At 66.1% G+C, this 14991-nt stretch carries 16 protein-coding genes; all 16 read right to left on the bottom strand.

Translation table 11 applies throughout. The annotated features are described in order from the left end of the window. Window positions 1-21 precede the first annotated feature (21 nt). On the bottom strand, window positions 22-564 hold the full coding sequence (locus WFP78_RS00385; RefSeq protein ID WP_336957778.1) for an A24 family peptidase: 543 nt from the start codon (window positions 562-564) through the stop codon (window positions 22-24). Continuing rightward, window positions 564-1424, bottom strand: a complete 861-nt coding sequence (locus WFP78_RS00390) for a tetratricopeptide repeat protein (protein ID WP_336957779.1) — start codon at window positions 1422-1424, stop codon at window positions 564-566. The genes WFP78_RS00385 and WFP78_RS00390 overlap by 1 nt, the downstream gene beginning before the upstream one ends. Continuing rightward, the gene (locus tag WFP78_RS00395; RefSeq protein WP_336957781.1) at window positions 1424-2239 is read right to left on the bottom strand and encodes a tetratricopeptide repeat protein; all 816 of its coding nucleotides are present in this window, start codon (window positions 2237-2239) and stop codon (window positions 1424-1426) included. Before WFP78_RS00395 ends, WFP78_RS00390 begins: the two co-directional genes overlap by 1 nt. Then, on the bottom strand, window positions 2236-3207 hold the full coding sequence (locus WFP78_RS00400) for a type II secretion system F family protein (RefSeq protein WP_336957782.1): 972 nt from the start codon (window positions 3205-3207) through the stop codon (window positions 2236-2238). The genes WFP78_RS00395 and WFP78_RS00400 overlap by 4 nt, the downstream gene beginning before the upstream one ends. A 3-nt stretch (window positions 3208-3210) precedes the next feature. Next, entirely contained in the window at window positions 3211-4212 is a 1002-nt protein-coding gene (locus WFP78_RS00405) for a type II secretion system F family protein (protein WP_336957783.1), read from the bottom strand. After that, window positions 4212-5573 carry a TadA family conjugal transfer-associated ATPase gene (locus WFP78_RS00410; protein ID WP_336957784.1) on the bottom strand — a complete coding sequence of 454 codons (1362 nt, stop codon included), beginning with the start codon at window positions 5571-5573 and terminating at the stop codon, window positions 4212-4214. The genes WFP78_RS00405 and WFP78_RS00410 overlap by 1 nt, the downstream gene beginning before the upstream one ends. Further along, window positions 5573-6781 carry a CpaE/TadZ family protein gene (locus WFP78_RS00415; protein ID WP_336957785.1) on the bottom strand — a complete coding sequence of 403 codons (1209 nt, stop codon included), beginning with the start codon at window positions 6779-6781 and terminating at the stop codon, window positions 5573-5575. The genes WFP78_RS00410 and WFP78_RS00415 overlap by 1 nt, the downstream gene beginning before the upstream one ends. Window positions 6782-6795: 14 nt before the next feature. After that, complete coding sequence (locus tag WFP78_RS00420) at window positions 6796-7413, bottom strand: TadE/TadG family type IV pilus assembly protein (RefSeq protein WP_336957786.1); 618 nt, start codon at window positions 7411-7413, stop codon at window positions 6796-6798. Further along, on the bottom strand, window positions 7410-7934 hold the full coding sequence (locus WFP78_RS00425) for a TadE/TadG family type IV pilus assembly protein (RefSeq protein ID WP_336957787.1): 525 nt from the start codon (window positions 7932-7934) through the stop codon (window positions 7410-7412). The genes WFP78_RS00420 and WFP78_RS00425 overlap by 4 nt, the downstream gene beginning before the upstream one ends. Further along, window positions 7931-9532: a pilus assembly protein TadG-related protein gene (locus WFP78_RS00430; RefSeq protein WP_336957788.1), complete on the bottom strand. Its 1602-nt coding sequence runs from the start codon at window positions 9530-9532 to the stop codon at window positions 7931-7933. The genes WFP78_RS00425 and WFP78_RS00430 overlap by 4 nt, the downstream gene beginning before the upstream one ends. Before the next feature lie 19 nt (window positions 9533-9551). Next, window positions 9552-9851: a hypothetical protein gene (locus tag WFP78_RS00435; protein ID WP_336957789.1), complete on the bottom strand. Its 300-nt coding sequence runs from the start codon at window positions 9849-9851 to the stop codon at window positions 9552-9554. Window positions 9852-9861: 10 nt separating this feature from the next. Beyond that, on the bottom strand, window positions 9862-11436 hold the full coding sequence (locus WFP78_RS00440; RefSeq protein ID WP_336957790.1) for a type II and III secretion system protein family protein: 1575 nt from the start codon (window positions 11434-11436) through the stop codon (window positions 9862-9864). A 4-nt stretch (window positions 11437-11440) separates the two neighbouring features. Then, window positions 11441-12370: a Flp pilus assembly protein CpaB gene (gene cpaB / locus WFP78_RS00445; RefSeq protein ID WP_336957791.1), complete on the bottom strand. Its 930-nt coding sequence runs from the start codon at window positions 12368-12370 to the stop codon at window positions 11441-11443. Between the two features lie 106 nt (window positions 12371-12476). After that, entirely contained in the window at window positions 12477-12689 is a 213-nt protein-coding gene (locus tag WFP78_RS00450) for a Flp family type IVb pilin (protein ID WP_336957792.1), read from the bottom strand. A 412-nt stretch (window positions 12690-13101) separates the two neighbouring features. Next, the gene (locus WFP78_RS00455) at window positions 13102-13890 is read right to left on the bottom strand and encodes a DUF2569 family protein (protein WP_336957793.1); all 789 of its coding nucleotides are present in this window, start codon (window positions 13888-13890) and stop codon (window positions 13102-13104) included. A 121-nt stretch (window positions 13891-14011) separates the two neighbouring features. Then, on the bottom strand, window positions 14012-14770 hold the full coding sequence (locus WFP78_RS00460; protein ID WP_336957794.1) for a tetratricopeptide repeat protein: 759 nt from the start codon (window positions 14768-14770) through the stop codon (window positions 14012-14014). Window positions 14771-14991: the final 221 nt, after the last annotated feature.

The raw sequence follows: 14991 nt of genomic DNA on the forward strand, positions 1-14991 counted from the left end.
GGCTGCGAGCGGCCGGCGATGTTAGCGGCCCTGGCCCAGCGGGCTGGAGGCGGCATGGAGAAAGGCGGGCTCGCGGGCGACGCCGTCCGGGTTCGGGCCATAGAGGAACAGGCAGGCGATGGCGCCGATGGCGATCGCAACGCCATAGGGGATCGGCCCCTTGGGCTTCAGCACGGGATTGCGTATCTGATCGCCGCTGCCTGACATGACCAGGCGCCGCAGGGCGATCAGCACCAGCGTCATCAGGCCGCCGACCATGGTGACATAGGCGATGAGCGCCGGCAGGCCGGTGAGCGGGAACCAGAGCGCCGTTGCGGCCAGCAGCTTGACATCGCCCCCGCCCAGCCATCCCCGCCCGAACATGACGATGCCCGCGCCCAGCATGGCGAGGAAGGAGGCCGCGTTCAGCCAGAGCGAGCCGTTCCACCCGACCAAGGCCACCCAGACGATATAGAGCGCGACCATCAGCACCGGGAACAGATTGGCGATCCGCAGCGAGGCGATGTCCTGCAGCGCGGCCAGCGCCAGCACGATTGCCGCCGCGACAAGAAGCCAGTGGGTCATCACAATCCATCCTTTGCAAGCCTGTCGAGCCCGCCATCGGCACCATAATATTCGGCCGTGGTCAGTGCCTGGGCGGAAAGCGCGCGGGCCCTGTCGGCCAGCCCCGCCCCGCTGGCGACACGGGACGCATCGGCGAGCCGTTCCGCGGTCGCTTCGGTCGTCTCGTCCTCGCCCAGGCGGCGGAGCGGGAGGCCGGCGATGATGTGCGCGGCATCTTCATTGCTCTGATATCGCGGATTGGCGGCATCCAGGCGGATCGCCTCGGCGAACAGGTTGGCGGCTTCGGCGGCGCGGCCCTGCCGCAGCAGCGAGACGCCGTAATTATTGGCGATGCGGGCGGGATGGTTCGTCCACCGGAAGGCCCGTTCGAAGGCGCGGGCGCTTTCCTGCCATTGCGCGCGGCGGTCATGCGCCATGCCGAGCGCTTCCCAGGCGCGCCATCGTTCGGGGCAGGACGCCACGGCCGGCTCCAGGCTGGCGATGGCATCTTCGTCGCGGCCGGTGCGCAGATAGGCCGTGCCCAATGCCTCAAGCAGCCGGCAGGATGTGTCGCCCGCGGCCTTCAACGCCTCAAGATCGCCGACCACCGTCTGCGCCTTGCCCTCGTTTACGGCCAGCGCGGCAAAGGCGACCCGAAAGCGCGGGGTCTGCCGCATGGCCGCATCCGCCCCGAGCCGCCCGAGCATGACATCGGCCTGGACCAGCCTGCCGGCATCCAGCGCCTCTTCCACCTGCGCCAGGTCATCGGGTGGGGCGATGGCCCCGACGGTGGGCGGTTCGGCGCCGAGTACCCCGCTGAACGGGGATGCGGCACCAAGCAGAGCCGCGCCCATCAGCGCGACATGCAGGGGACGCATCATCAGGATGGCTCCTCCGTCTTCATGGCCTTCCACAGCCTGAGGAAAGAAAGATCCCGATCGGCGGCATGGCCGCCCTTTGCGGAGACGTCTTCGGTTGCGACCCGAGGCGCCCTGGTGGCCGTAGCCTGCTGGCCCGGCTGTTCGGCTGTGTCCTTGTCTTTTTCCACGATGTCCGAACGGTCGATGATGGTGACGGTGATATGCGCCGAAAGCTGGCCGGTATTGGCGTTGCTGCCCAGCGTGCTGGTGTCGAGCCGCACTTCGCCCATGGACTGGCGGACGAGATGCTGCGCCTGCGCGGCAGTGCCGGCTTGCGCCATCACCGCGGGGCGCGCCGCGATCTGCGCCAGGCTGGTGCGCGGCGTGGGCATGGCGCCGGTGCCGTCCAGCCGGGCCAGCATCGCCCGGCTCTCGTCATGCCGGCCCTGCTGTTCCAGGCAGCGGGCGAAATTGCGCAGAATGCGGGCGTCCGTGGGGGCGAAGGACAAAGCGAGCTGGAAGAACCTGTCGCCGATGTCATAGCGCCCCATGGCGGCATAGCTGACGGCCAGGCCGTTATAGGCGTCGGCATTGGCGGGATCGACGCGCAGCACCTTGCGATAGGCATCCATGGCGAGGGCATATTCGCCCTGGCGGAACAGCGCATGGCCCGCCGCGATCCCGGTCGACCGGAGGTTGCCCGTGCCTGGTCCCGCGCCTGGGCCCGCGCCGGGATTGAGCGGCCTGATCTCGACATGCGACGTACCCATGCCCGTACAGCCCGAAATAGCGGCCGATGCGGCCAGCAGCGCGACGACGACGGCGTTCTTGTTCATGATCCCCCTCCCATGGCGGGCAGCAAGGTCCGCACGACGCGGATCATCGCGGGCAGCATCAGCACGCCGATCATCACCGGCAGCATGCACGCCACCAGCGGGATCGACAGCAGCACCGGCAGCTTGTGTGCCTTTTCCTCGGCCCGCATCCGGCGCTTTTCGCGCATTTCGGCAGCATAGACGCGCAAGGTCTGGCCGACGCTGGTGCCAAGCTGGTCCGACTGGATCAGCAGGGTCGAGAAGGCGCGGATCTCGTCGATCTCGACATCGTCGGCCATGCGGCGCAGCGCATCGGCGCGGCTGCGGCCGGCGCGCAGTTCCAGCACCACCTTGCCCAGCATCTGCGACACCAGCGGGTGGGACAGCGACATTTCCCGCCCGACGCGATCCAGCCCCGCTTCCAGCCCCAGCCCGGCCTCGACACAGACGAGTAGTAGGTCGAGCGCATCGGGAAAGCCGTTGACGATGGCTTCCTGCCGCCGGCCGGCCTTGGCCGCGATCCACAGATTGGGCAGATACAGGCCGACCAGGGCGACAATGACGCCGAAGAGGTAGAGTTTGAAGAGGCTGGGCGTCTGGCCTGAACTCAGGTTCAGGATCACGAGGACGGCGGGCAGCAGCAGGGTGAGGACAAGGCGCAGCAGCGTGAACATCCGCGGCGCCTCCGGGGAGGTATATCCCGCCGCAATCAGCCGCTTGCGCAGCTTCTCGTTGTTCGTGTCCACCAGCGAGATGCCCGACCGCTCGATGCGGTCGACGATGCGCGTCCATTCGGTATTGGCGCGGGCGGCGCGCAGGCTCGTCTGCCCGGTCGGTTCGCCGCCGCCGGCGACGACGCCCAGTTCCCCAAGCCTGCGCCGCACCGCCATGTTGCGATTGATGACAGCGCTGGCCAGCAGCACGCCGCCCACGACCAGCAGGAAGACGATGAGGAGGAACAGCGTCCGCGAGGCGAAAAGATCGTTCATGTCCTAGACCTTCAGATCGACCATGCGGCGGATCGTGATAAACCCGACAGCGTAGAGAAGGGCGAGCCCGACAAAGCCGGTCAGGAACATCGGGTCCTGCGCAACGTCCATGTAGAAGCCCGGATTGATGAGGAACAACGCGACAAAGGCGAGTACCGGCAGCACGGTCAGCATCAGGGCGGTCATCCGCCCTTCGGAACTGAGCGCCCGCACCTTCATGAACAGGCTGTGCCGCTCGCGGATGACGGCGGAGAGATTTTCGAGGATTTCGGCAAGGTTGCCGCCCGTCTCGCTCTGGATGGAGAGGGAGACGACGAACATGTGCAGGTCGTTCATCCCCCAGCGGTCCGCCATGCGCTGCAGCGCGTCGCGCAGGTCCGCGCCATAGGTGACTTCATCGGCGACGATGCCGAATTCGCTGCCGATCGGGTCCTTCATCTCCACGGTGAGCAGGTCGAGCGCCGCCGCCACCGGATGCCCTGCGCGCAGGGCGCGGACAAAGGTGTCGAGCGCGACCGGAAACTGGTCTTCCATCTTCTTGTGCCGCTTCTGGTTCATGCGCGACAGGATGGCGAGCGGCATGCCGGCGCCCAGCGCGCCGGCAAAGGCCAGCGCCAGCAGGACGACCCCGCTGGTCAGCGCATAGCCCGAAAGTGCGGCCGCCAGCATGACCAGGAGGAACAGCGTCGCGATGGCCATGGCCATGGCGGACATCACCGCCCTGGCAGTATAGGGCACGCCGGCGCCGTGGAGCATCCGCACCATGCCCAGCCCCAACCGGCCCGGCAGCGTATCGGGGTTCCATTGCGCGGTCTCGTCGTCGCGCCGCAGCTTGGACAGGATGGTCGCGCGTCCCGCGCCGCGCGCGATCATCGACAGGCGCTTGTTGATCGCGCGGCCGCCGCCGATGCGCCCCTGATACCAGCCGACGCCGGCCTCGATCGCCAGCACGATCGCCGCGAACAGCAGCAGCAGCACGAGCAGGCGGATGGCATAGCTGGGCATCAGGAGAAGACTCCATCCGGGCGGAACAGCTCCGCGGGCAGGTGAATGCCCTGATCGGCCAGTTCCGAAAGGAAGCGCGGGCGGATGCCGGTGGCTTCGAACCGGCCCAGCACATTGCCATGCTCGTCGCGTCCGCTCAGGCGGAAGCGGAAGATTTCCTGCATGGTGATGACATCGCCTTCCATGCCGGTCACTTCCGACACGCTCAGGATCTTGCGACGGCCATCGGCAAGGCGGCCGGCCTGGACGACGACATTGATCGCCGACGCGATCTGCGCCCGCGCCGAGCGCGGCGAAATCTCGATGCCGCTCATGCCGATCATCTGCTCGACGCGGGAAAGGGCATCGCGCGGGGTGTTGGCATGCACCGTGGTCATCGACCCGTCATGCCCCGTGTTCATCGCCTGCAGCATGTCGAACGCCTCGCCGGCGCGCACCTCGCCCACGATGATGCGGTCGGGCCGCATGCGCAGCGCGTTCTTCACCAGATCGCGCTGGGACACCTCGCCGCGCCCCTCGATATTGGGCGGGCGGGTTTCCAGCCGGGCGACATGGCGCTGGCGCAATTGCAGTTCGGCTGAATCCTCGATCGTCAGGATGCGCTCTTCATGGGAGATATATTCCGACATGGCGTTGAGCAGCGTCGTCTTGCCCGATCCGGTGCCGCCCGAAATCAGGATGTTGCGCCGGCCCGCCACGATGGCGCTCAGCACTTCCGCCATGGCGCGCGGCACGCTGCCCAGCTCGATCAGCTTGTTCATGTCGATGGGCACGCGCGCGAACTTGCGGATGGAGAGCAGCGACCCGTCGACCGCCAGCGGCGGGATGATAGCGTGGACGCGCGAGCCGTCGGCCAGGCGCGCATCGACGAAGGGCGAGGATTCATCGATCCGGCGGCCGACCGCCGACACGATCTTCTGGATGATGCGCAGCAGGTGCTTTTCATCCTTGAAGCGCACCGGCGTTTCCACCAGCCGCCCCTTGCGCTCGACAAAGACCGTATCGTAGCCGTTGACCAGGATGTCGTTGATGGTGGCATCCTTGAGCAGCGGTTCCAGCGGCCCCAGCCCCAGCAGCTCGTCCAGCACGTCGCCGATCAGCTTGCGACGCTCCTCCTGGTTGAGGGCATGCTTCTGGAGCGCGAGCTGCTCATAGACGATCTCGCCGATCTCCGCCTCCACCTGCTGGCGCGACATGGTTTCCAGCGCCGACAGGTTGATGATGTCGAGCAGCTTCTGGTGCAGCGCGACCTTGAGGTCGAGGTGGCGCTGATCCTCCTGCTCGGGCACGATCGACTGCCCCGGCCCGGCCGGTTCGATGGTGCGGGCGAGGGCATCGCCGCCCTTGGATATCTGCCACATCAGCCTGCCTCCCCCTGGACGCCATCGGCCATGCAGGCGTCGACCAGGATGCGCAGATCCTTGCACACCCGGCTTTTTGCCTTCAGCTCCTCCACCAGCACGCCCTGGTCGAGGGCCGAGTTCACCAGCGGAAAGTCGTTGGCGATGCTGAACTTCACCGGATGATCCAGCGCCGTTTCCGCCGAGCCGAGGCCGATGGGCCGGAACAGCTGTTTTTCCACGCGATTGGCGACGACATGCAGGCGGGCGGGGTCGATGCCCTCGCTGTGCAGCAGCGATATCTGCCGCCGCGCCTGCCGCAGGCTGGCGATCGACAGCTCCACCACCAGCAGGATGATGTCCGACCGCGCGACGAGCGAGAGCGACCAGTTCGTCCAGTTGCCGGGCAGGTCCAGATAGACCGTGTCATATTCCAGTTGCGCCAGCTCGACGATGCGGTAGATTTGCTGGGCGTTCACCGCCTCCATCGGCATGATGTCGTTGGGCGCGGTGATGAGATGGAGCCCCGAGGCGGTGTCCACCGTCACCGTGCGCAGCAGCGCGGTGTCGACGCGGCTGCCGGCGGTCAGCAGGTCGTTCAAGGTCAGCGGGCTGGTCGCGCCCAGATAGGTCGCCGCATTGCCGAACTGAAGGTCGAGGTCGATCAGGCAGACCTGGCGGCCGCTCTCCCTGCCCAGCCGCGCTTCCAGGCTGGCCGCCTGGGTGGCGATGGTGGTGGAGCCGACGCCGCCGACGCTCTTGATGCAGGAGATCAGCCGGCCGGTGCGCATGGTTTCGCGGTTGCGCTTTTCGAGCAGGTCGGAAAGATCGCGCATGACCGTGGCCAGCTCGCTTGCCTGCAGCGGCAGGGAGATCACGTCGTTCACGCCGCTGCGCAGCAGGGTGCGCACGGTCGCCAGCTCGGGCGATCGCACCGCCGCCACGATCGGCATGGCGGGGTGGGTCGCGCGCAGCGCCTCCAGCCGGCGGATGGAACCGGGGCTGTCGGGCTCCACCTCAAGGATGATCGCCTGCGTCCGGTCCGCGATGTCCGCCGGGATCGGGGCGTCGGCCGGCATCATGTCGAGCCGCAGCACCACGTCGCTCAGCCCCGCCGCCGTCAGGTCCGAAGAGCGCACCTCCGGTTCGGAAAGGATGACGTCGATGCCGCCCCTGCCATCGTCAAGGGCCCAGATATCGGCTTCGCCTGTCTTGGTCGCAATGCCCACGGGTCTGTTGTCCTTCAATTTGATGCGCTGCCCTTCGCGTCTTCCAGCGTCAGCGCGGCGCCGAAGCTGGGAAGACCGAAGCTGGTCTGGAACAGGATGAGTGTGATCGGCTGGAACTGGATGCTGCCGGGGAGCAGGCTGACGGTGACGACCGGCGCGACATCGGACCCATTGGGGTCGCCCGCATAGCCAAGGCCGGAATAACCATAGTCCACCTTGACGTCGCTGGCCGCGATCTCCGGCATGAACAGCCGCATCCGGTCGACAATCTTGGTAAAGGCGGTGCCGTTATAGGGCGTGAGCGTGGGGCAGGTCGCGCCGCTATGGCATGTGCAGCTGGTGGACGTGCAGGATGCCCCGCCAAAGGCGGACAGGGGAATGGTGTCGCCCTGCGGGATGCCCCCGCTGGTGGCAAAGCTGTAATTTGCCAGCCCGGTCGGCACCATGTCGGTCACGACGGCATAGCGCACGCCCATCTGCGTCGCCTTTTCGGCGCGGTTCCAGGTCCACATCAACCGGCCGACGTCGATGATCCCGAAGAGAAAGATCAGCAATAACGGCAGCACCAATGCGAATTCGGCGGCAGAGCTGGCTCTGCTGTCGCGCAGAAGGTGGCGTGCGCGCCGCGTCATATACCCATCACCGAAACTTGCGATTCGGCTTTCATCGACAAGGTGGTGCTGGTGAAGCCCAGGTCGTTGAACAGGGAATCATAAGGGACGACGGCGCTGACCTTGATCCGCGGGACGTTGGACATGCCGTTGTAAATGCCCGAATAGTCTGCATTGCTGTTCGATGTGACGCAGTCATAGGTCACGGTGATGGTGGTCGCGCTGGTCCAGGAGGATATCCTGCTGCTGCCGCCGCTGATCTGCCCGGTACGGGTCAGGTTGCGCGTGTCGTCCACCACCGTCCCCGCCGGAGCGAGGCCGGTTGCCGGGGCGGTGCATGGATAGTTGGTGATGTTCAGCCGCGAGGCATAGCGCGCGCCATCCCTTACCGCCTTCACCACCACATGTTCGCTCAGGAAATAGTTTCCAAGCTCGAAGGAGCCGAACATGAGGATGATGAGCATCGGCGCCACCAGCGCCATTTCCGCGCCGGCCGTGGCCAGATCGCTTTTGATAAGGGAAGGGCGCGCGCGCGGTTTCATTTGAGCAGATACGGCACAGAGCGTTGAATGACCTGCGCGTTGGTGGCGCCGCCGCCGCCCGCCGGCGTCTGATCGATGACCTCGACATAGATATCGCCGGCGTTGGTGCGATCACGGTTGAGCGAAGGCTCGACAAGGAAGGTGTCGATCCATTTTTCGACCGGAACATTCGTCGAGGAGCCATTGACGCTGTTGGCCGTGCAATTGACGACCGCCACCGACAGCCGCCGTCGGTCGACAATGCTGCCGCCCGGCACGGTGCCGCCGCCATAGCCCTGATCGGTGCTGCAGACCGGGCTGTCATGATCCATCAATGCATTGGCGCCGCTGCCTTGCGCCGTGCGGGATGACAGGATCAGCTTGCTGCCGATGGTCTGTCCGCGATGGGCGATCTCCCATGTGTAGACATGGTATCGGCTGGCATAGCTCGCGTCGGTGGGCGCGGCCGTTGGCGAGAGGCCGGTGAAGCTTTGCCATTGGGCGGGCGTCCATCCGTAGTTGACGCGGAAATAGGCGTCCCGGTCCCATGTTCCGTTGCCGATCGGGCCGGTACAGGCGCCGGCGGTGCCGGACGTCACGGCATGGCATATGTCGCGGGGATGCCCCATCGCCGCGGGCGTGGTCGCGATCGGTGCGGTGGCGGAGGTTGGAAGATATCGCGTCGCCGCAGAAACTTCCTGCCATCCCTGATTGTGCATCTTGCAGGCATTGTTGCCGTTCGCATTGCCCGGGCGCACCAGATCCTTCACCGCATTGATCGATGCCGGGCAAGCGCCGCCATTGGGGCACGAGACGTTGCTGTCGTAGATGTCGAACCGCGTGTTCAGCGCGTCGGTGACGGAGACGGTCGCGCCCGGTTTCGTGTCGACGCCGGTCTGCGCAATGCAGTCGCCGGGCGCCGTCACCCAGCCCAGCGCTTCGCGCAGGCCCGGCGCGCCGTTGCTGCCGCCGCCGGTGTTGAGATAGCCGAAATTCCCCGGCGCCCACCCGCCGCCATTGCCGACGGAGACGAGCTTCAGCCCCTTGCCGATCAACGATGTCACATCGAAGGACGTATTGCCCCCGGTTTCCTGCGGATTGCAGATCATAAGGGGCGGCACCTTGCAGATCGCCTGGCCCAGCCCCGCGACGGCCGAAGCGTCGATATTGCCGGAACTGATCGCCTGAACGACCGGCGTGAGGGCATATCGGGCCTGTCGCGGCGCCACCGTCACCTGAACGAACTTCGCGGCCACCGGGTCGGTCGTCACCGTGCCGCTGTCGGTGGTTTCATTATAGGCCGAATAGAAGGTCAGCGTGGGCACGGTGATGGTGCGCCCGCTCGCATTGCCGTCATTGGCGAAGACCGTCGAATTCTGGATCAGGGTCTGCGCGGCGGCGGTGGCGCGGGTGATGGCGGTGGATTTGCCGTCCAGCTGGGTGGCTGCGGCCAGCGCGGCCTGGTCGGCGGCGCTTTGCAGTTCGGAATCCATGCCGGCCAGCCGGGCATAGTCGAAGGCGATGCCGCCCACCGCGATCAGGGCGAAAAGCGACAGCGCGACGGTGGGCGCGACGGCGCCTCTGGTCGCACCGATCAGGCCTTTCTCCCGGACAGGCATGGCCGCATCCCCCTCCGCCCTAACGCATGCCCGAGCTGGAGCCGGAGCCCGAACCTGACCCCGAACCGCCGCCCGATGTGCCCGATGTCGTCCTGATCGAGCGGGGCTGCTTCACCTTGTCCGTGCGATAGCGTTCGATGGCGGCGGCGGAGCGGGCGCCGTCGCTGCCCTCGATCTCATTGCCCTGATAATGCGGGTCCGGGTCGATCACCTGCATCGCATAATTGTGGCGCAGCGCCCCGCCCAGCGTCGGATCATTGGGCGTGCAGGCCGCCAGCAGGGGCAAGGGCGCCAGCAGCAGGAGGGGAAAGGTCCGCATGGTGATCCTCCTAAAGCTCATAGCCGCCCGGTTGGGCTGGCGGTTGAGACTGGGCTTGAGACGGTGATGGGGGCTGGGCCGGATCGGCAGGGGCCGGCATTGCCGGTGCCGGCGCCTTGGGCGCTTCGGGCGGCATCGCGTTGGGGTCCAGCGGGTTGATGCCCACCGCCTTGTCCGTCCGCCCCATCAGGAACAGGTCCAGCTCATGCGGATTGCCGACGCGATCGGTGGGCAGGCGCACGGCTTCGGCCGGCATCGGCTTCACCAGCCGCGGGGTGACGATCATCACCAGTTCCGTCTCCTGCTTCTGGAAGCCGGTGGAGCGGAACAGCGTGCCGATGATCGGCAGCGATCCCAATATGGGCAGCTGGCGCACCGTATCCTGGAAATCGTTGCGCAGCAGCCCGGCAATGGCGAAGGACTGGCCGTCGCGCAGCTCCACCACCGTCTTGGCCCGCCGCGTCAGCAGCCCCGGCACGACCAGCCCGTTGATGGTGATGGATGCGGACGGATCGATGGAGCTGACTTCGGGTTCGACCACCAGGTTGATGACGCCGTCGGCCAGCACCGTGGGGGTGAAGCCCAGGCTGACGCCGAAGGGCTTGAACTCCACGGTGATGCCGCCCCCGCCGCCATTGCCGCCGGCGCCGCCCCCGCCCCCGGAATTGGCATTCTGCAGCACGGGAATCGGGAATTCGCCGCCCGCCAGGAAGGAGGCGGTTTCGCCCGACAGAGCGACCAGCGTCGGTTCCGCCAATGTCTTCACCAGCCCCTTGCGCTCCAGCAGGTCGAGCGCGGAGAAGAGGTTGAGGCTGCCGATCGAATAGGCCAGCGTGCCCACGCCGAAGGCGTCGGACAGGCCGTCTATCGCGATCACCGGCCGGGCGATGCCGTCCGCCTGGATTCCGTCGCTGATGCCCAGCACGGACTTGGGCGCCAGATTGCCGACGCTGCCATAGGTCTTGTTGCCCACGAAGCTGTGGTTGAAGCCGATCTGCTTGGCGGCCTGGCGGTTCACTTCGGAAAAGCGCACTTCCAGCATGACCTGCTGGGCCGAGCCGACCGAGAGCATGTTGACGACCTTTTCCGGGCCGCCCGCATAGGTCCGGGCGATATCGGCCGCGCGCTGCACCGCCGATGCGCTGGAGACGGTGCCGCTCAGCACGATGGCGTCGTTGGAGATGCGGGCGCTGACCTTCTCGCCGGGCAGCAGTTCGGACAGCTGGCGCTTCAGCGTCACGATGTCCGGCCCCACCGCCACGTCGACCACGGCGATCAGCATGTTGCGGCCGTCATACAGGGTCAGGCTGGTCGTCCCCATCTTCTTGCCCAGGACATAGAGCGAGCGATTGGTCATCGGCAGGATGTCCGCCACCTCGTCATTGCCCACCAGCGCCTTGGCGAAGGGGCGGTCGACCGTCAGCACCTGGCTCTTGTTGAGCGGCACGTCGAGCTGGCCGGCATGCAGGGCGTCGCTGGTCCTGACCGCGCCGCTCAATATCTGCGCCTGTGCGGCTGGATTTGCGACCGGATTGGGGCCAGTCAGGCCGACCGCCAATGCGCCCCCCAGCGCAAACTGCAGCATCCCCCTATTTCGTGCCATAGCGCTTTACCTCGTAAGAACTGCCCTTGACGCCGCGCACCACTTCCACCGTGGCGGTATTGGCGGGCTTGGGCGCGGATGTGGCCGCAACCTGCGGACGGGCGCGCATCACCGCCGGGGCGGGCGCGACGGACATGTCGAAGGGAAGGCCGGCAAGCGCGGGCGGGATGGACGACCGGCGATAGCCGCCGGCATAGGCGCCATCGCGCAGGTCCTCGATATTCACGGTCTGCACCGCCAGCGTCGGCTTGTCGGTGATCTTGCGCAGCACCAGCGTCAGCTGGCCGACGCTCTGGCCCAGCACCAGCTTCTGCGCGTCCACCTGGGTCGTTTCCAGGGTCGCGGTCTTGGCGACGGTCGGGTCCTTGGTGCTGTCATTGGCGTTCTGGTCGATCGCGATCACGCGCACGCCCTGCAGCAGCACGTCGGTGATCTGTTCGGCCCTACCGCCGCTTGGGCCGCCCATGGGGCTTTCCAGCTGGCGCGTGACCAGCACGTCCACCATGTCGCCCGGCAGCACGAAGCCGCCGGCCGCCGCGACATCGCTGACCCGCACGGCGGTGGCGCGCATGTCGGGGCGGAGCAGGCCGGTGATGGAGGCGCGGCCGTCATCGCCCGAAAGCTTGACCGCGAGAATGGGTTCATTGGCCTCTATGGCGCGGGTGACGACCCGCGTCTTGCCGAAGGAGGTCAACTGCATGGGGGAATGGAAGGAGCCCGCCGGCAATGACGCCGCCGGCCAGTCGACCACCCGCACATTTTCATTGGTGACGGCGGTGCCGAAGGGCATCGCGACACGCGCGACGACAACCTTGGCCATGCCCTGGGGGATTTGCGCCTGCTGCTGTTCCTTGCGGACCAGAAAGACGTTGGCGATGTAGACCGCCGCCAGGCCCAGCAGGATTGCGAAGGCCAATATGATCAATGATCGACGCTGCCCCACGGAATTTCCCCCGACTGCGTGCAGTAGCAAAAAGGAAGCTAGGCACCCTGTGCGTTAGCGCAGGGTGCCCATGGTTCGATCAAGGCTGGCAGGCCGCCGTCGCTGCCGCTTGGCTCGTTGCTGCAGCTGAATCCTTGATGCAGTCTGCAGACGCGGTCATGGCGGTCTTGATGTTGTCGCCAAGATACCAAGCTGCACCGGCAATACCCGTGCCGACAATCGCCAGGATCAGGGCGTATTCAGCGGCCGAAGCGCCGCTTTCGTCATTCCACAGAGTCTTGATGATGTTCATTTTCCTACCCCTACGCTCTGCCGGATAAGTCCGGCTATTTCCGCTTTCGCGTCGGGGTTCTGAACCATGTGACCCCGGCGGCGCCTTGGTGGAGGAGCCGTCGGTTCCGACAGTTTCCACAAAAGCTGAAGCCAATAGCTGCCTAGTATCGGAATCTGTCAATACACCAAATTTTAGCTATATTTTTCAGTATATTGCAGTAAATTTTTGTTAACCATATGGGCCATTTTATGCGTTTCGGGGTAAATTGAAAGCGAATCAGTCAAGTATAACTTTAGATATACCCAAGTATTGATTCGTTTTTATTTACGCTTCTTGCAAATGAATTGCGGGTTTTTCTGAATCGTTATTGCAAATGCGAAACGCCGGCGCAGCACGGCCGGGCGCGCCGTTAGGCGATGAGACGCGGGGATCAGGCGGGGACGCGGTGCCGGAAGGTCAGGTTCACGCGCGCCGACAGGATCAGATAAGGCAGCCAGATCGCCGCGCTGATCAGCACCTTCTTGATGTTGCCGGTCAGAAGGTCGGCAAGGGCGCTCGCCACGGTCACGGGAAGCCCATGCATGGACGCAGCGACATTGGCGATCACCAGCTGCGCCAGCAGGTCCAGCCCCCAGACGAGCAGCAGGAAGCGGGGAAACAGCGGGTGCAGGCGAAACGCCATCGCAAAGGCAAACATATAGAGGCTGCTGATGACCGTGCAGTCCAGCAGCATCACATGGAAGACGCCCTGGAACCAGTCGGGCGAATGGCTGCCGAGCGCGGGCATGGCGGCAAGAAATTCCAGCGTGCGCACCGGCACGTTCAGCAGCAGGCCGATCAGCAGCGATGCCATCATCCCGAACAGCCCGTGATGCGACAGGTCGCGCGCGGTCAGGCAATCGACCTGCCGCCAGCGACCGACCCGCGCCAGCCGGATCATGGGCTGGTCGAATACCGCGTCGCGCGGAAACAGGCCAAGGCCAAGGCCGAGCGATGCCAGCGGCGCGCCGACGACAAGGATATAGGGCAGCATCGCGCGGGCCGCGCTCAGCAGGTCGTTTTCCTGCGGGGTCGCGGGAAAGGCCATGCGCAGGCCGCACAGAAAGGCCGCCACGAGGACCCAGCCGGTCACGATGGCGCGCATGTTGAGTTCAAGCATGTTCACCGCCGCAATGCTTTTGCGGTGCAGATAGGCGGCGATGTCCGTCCAGGCTGTCATGGCCTTCCCCTGCGTGCCGGTTCCCATGCGTCAGGCGTATCCCATATGTGGTCAATAAGCCGTAAATGCGCAATGGCCGTTCCGGCCGCCTGCTTTTCCGCCTCCGGATGGGCGCGCGCCGTCATGGCAATATGGGCTCCCGCTCCAAAGGCGTCGGCATGGGCGCAGGCGTGGTCGGCTGGACGGGGGCTTCCCCGTCGGTCGGCGGCGGCAAGGGCATGGCGCCGGCAGGGAGTGCCTGGATTTCCGCCCCGGTTGCGGGCGTGGCGGATGGCTGGGGCGGCGGCGCGGGCGTAGGCGATGCAACATCTGGCGGCGGGGCAGGCGGCGCGGCGGGCGTAGCCGCGGCGGCCAGTTGCTGCAGCCGCTGTTCCATCATCTGGCTGGGCGTGCTGCTGGCGCCCATGGTCCGGCGACGGCTGTCCAGCGCCCAGCCGGCAAGTTCCTGCGCGGCGGCATAGCGCTGTCGCGACGCATAGAAATCGATCAGGTTCTCGGCCGCAAGCTGGGTATTCTGGTCGGCCTCGCCCCTTGTGCGCAGATAGGCGTCGAACGCGCGGCGCAGCAGGGCTTCGGCCTCGCCATCCTGATGCAGGGCGTCGAGGTTGAGCGCCAGATCGTTCACGGAGATGAGCGTGCGCGGGTCGTCCTCATCGAAAATCTCCTCCGCAACGGCCAGCGCTTCCCGGGCATGGGCGGCACCCTCGGCCATCTGCCCGGCGGCATAGTCCTTTTGCGCCTGTGACGTGAGCGTGCGCCACTGCTTCTCGCGCGTTTCCGTGACGTCGGGCACATAGGGCTGGCGCGTGGCGGGGGCTGGCGCGGCGGAGACGGCCAGCAACAGGGCGGCCGCCAGCGCGACAGTTGCCCGCCTTTCCATTCCCGGCCATCGCCCGGACATGATCAAGCCCCTCCCCGGCGGCATGCGTGTCCCGCCGTTTATGGCGCCAGAATAGCAGGTTACGCAAAGCGCACAACGGCTTGCGGCGCGTGGGGATGTTCCAGTCCGGGAATGTCGCCGACCGGCGTGACGGCGTCTTTTATCGCCTGCGTGCCGGCCTCTTCGCCTGCTGCCCCGGCGGGCGCAGGGCAAGGCAGGGC

The sequence above is a fragment of the Sphingobium aquiterrae genome, from assembly GCF_037154135.1.
In the GTDB taxonomy this organism is placed as follows: Bacteria; Pseudomonadota; Alphaproteobacteria; order Sphingomonadales; family Sphingomonadaceae; genus Sphingobium; species Sphingobium aquiterrae.

Coding starts and splice junctions, on each gene's coding strand:
- WFP78_RS00410 (WP_336957784.1), bottom strand. CDS start 5,573: ATGTGGCAGATATCCAAGGGCGGCGATGCCCTCGCCCGCACCATCGAA.
- WFP78_RS00455 (WP_336957793.1), bottom strand. CDS start 13,890: ATGACAGCCTGGACGGACATCGCCGCCTATCTGCACCGCAAAAGCATT.
- WFP78_RS00435 (WP_336957789.1), bottom strand. CDS start 9,851: ATGCGGACCTTTCCCCTCCTGCTGCTGGCGCCCTTGCCCCTGCTGGCG.
- WFP78_RS00385 (WP_336957778.1), bottom strand. CDS start 564: ATGACCCACTGGCTTCTTGTCGCGGCGGCAATCGTGCTGGCGCTGGCC.
- WFP78_RS00440 (WP_336957790.1), bottom strand. CDS start 11,436: ATGCTGCAGTTTGCGCTGGGGGGCGCATTGGCGGTCGGCCTGACTGGC.
- WFP78_RS00460 (WP_336957794.1), bottom strand. CDS start 14,770: ATGGAAAGGCGGGCAACTGTCGCGCTGGCGGCCGCCCTGTTGCTGGCC.
- WFP78_RS00390 (WP_336957779.1), bottom strand. CDS start 1,424: ATGATGCGTCCCCTGCATGTCGCGCTGATGGGCGCGGCTCTGCTTGGT.
- WFP78_RS00425 (WP_336957787.1), bottom strand. CDS start 7,934: ATGAAACCGCGCGCGCGCCCTTCCCTTATCAAAAGCGATCTGGCCACG.
- WFP78_RS00405 (WP_336957783.1), bottom strand. CDS start 4,212: ATGCCCAGCTATGCCATCCGCCTGCTCGTGCTGCTGCTGCTGTTCGCG.
- WFP78_RS00450 (WP_336957792.1), bottom strand. CDS start 12,689: ATGAACATCATCAAGACTCTGTGGAATGACGAAAGCGGCGCTTCGGCC.
- WFP78_RS00395 (WP_336957781.1), bottom strand. CDS start 2,239: ATGAACAAGAACGCCGTCGTCGTCGCGCTGCTGGCCGCATCGGCCGCT.
- WFP78_RS00430 (WP_336957788.1), bottom strand. CDS start 9,532: ATGCCTGTCCGGGAGAAAGGCCTGATCGGTGCGACCAGAGGCGCCGTC.
- WFP78_RS00420 (WP_336957786.1), bottom strand. CDS start 7,413: ATGACGCGGCGCGCACGCCACCTTCTGCGCGACAGCAGAGCCAGCTCT.
- WFP78_RS00400 (WP_336957782.1), bottom strand. CDS start 3,207: ATGAACGATCTTTTCGCCTCGCGGACGCTGTTCCTCCTCATCGTCTTC.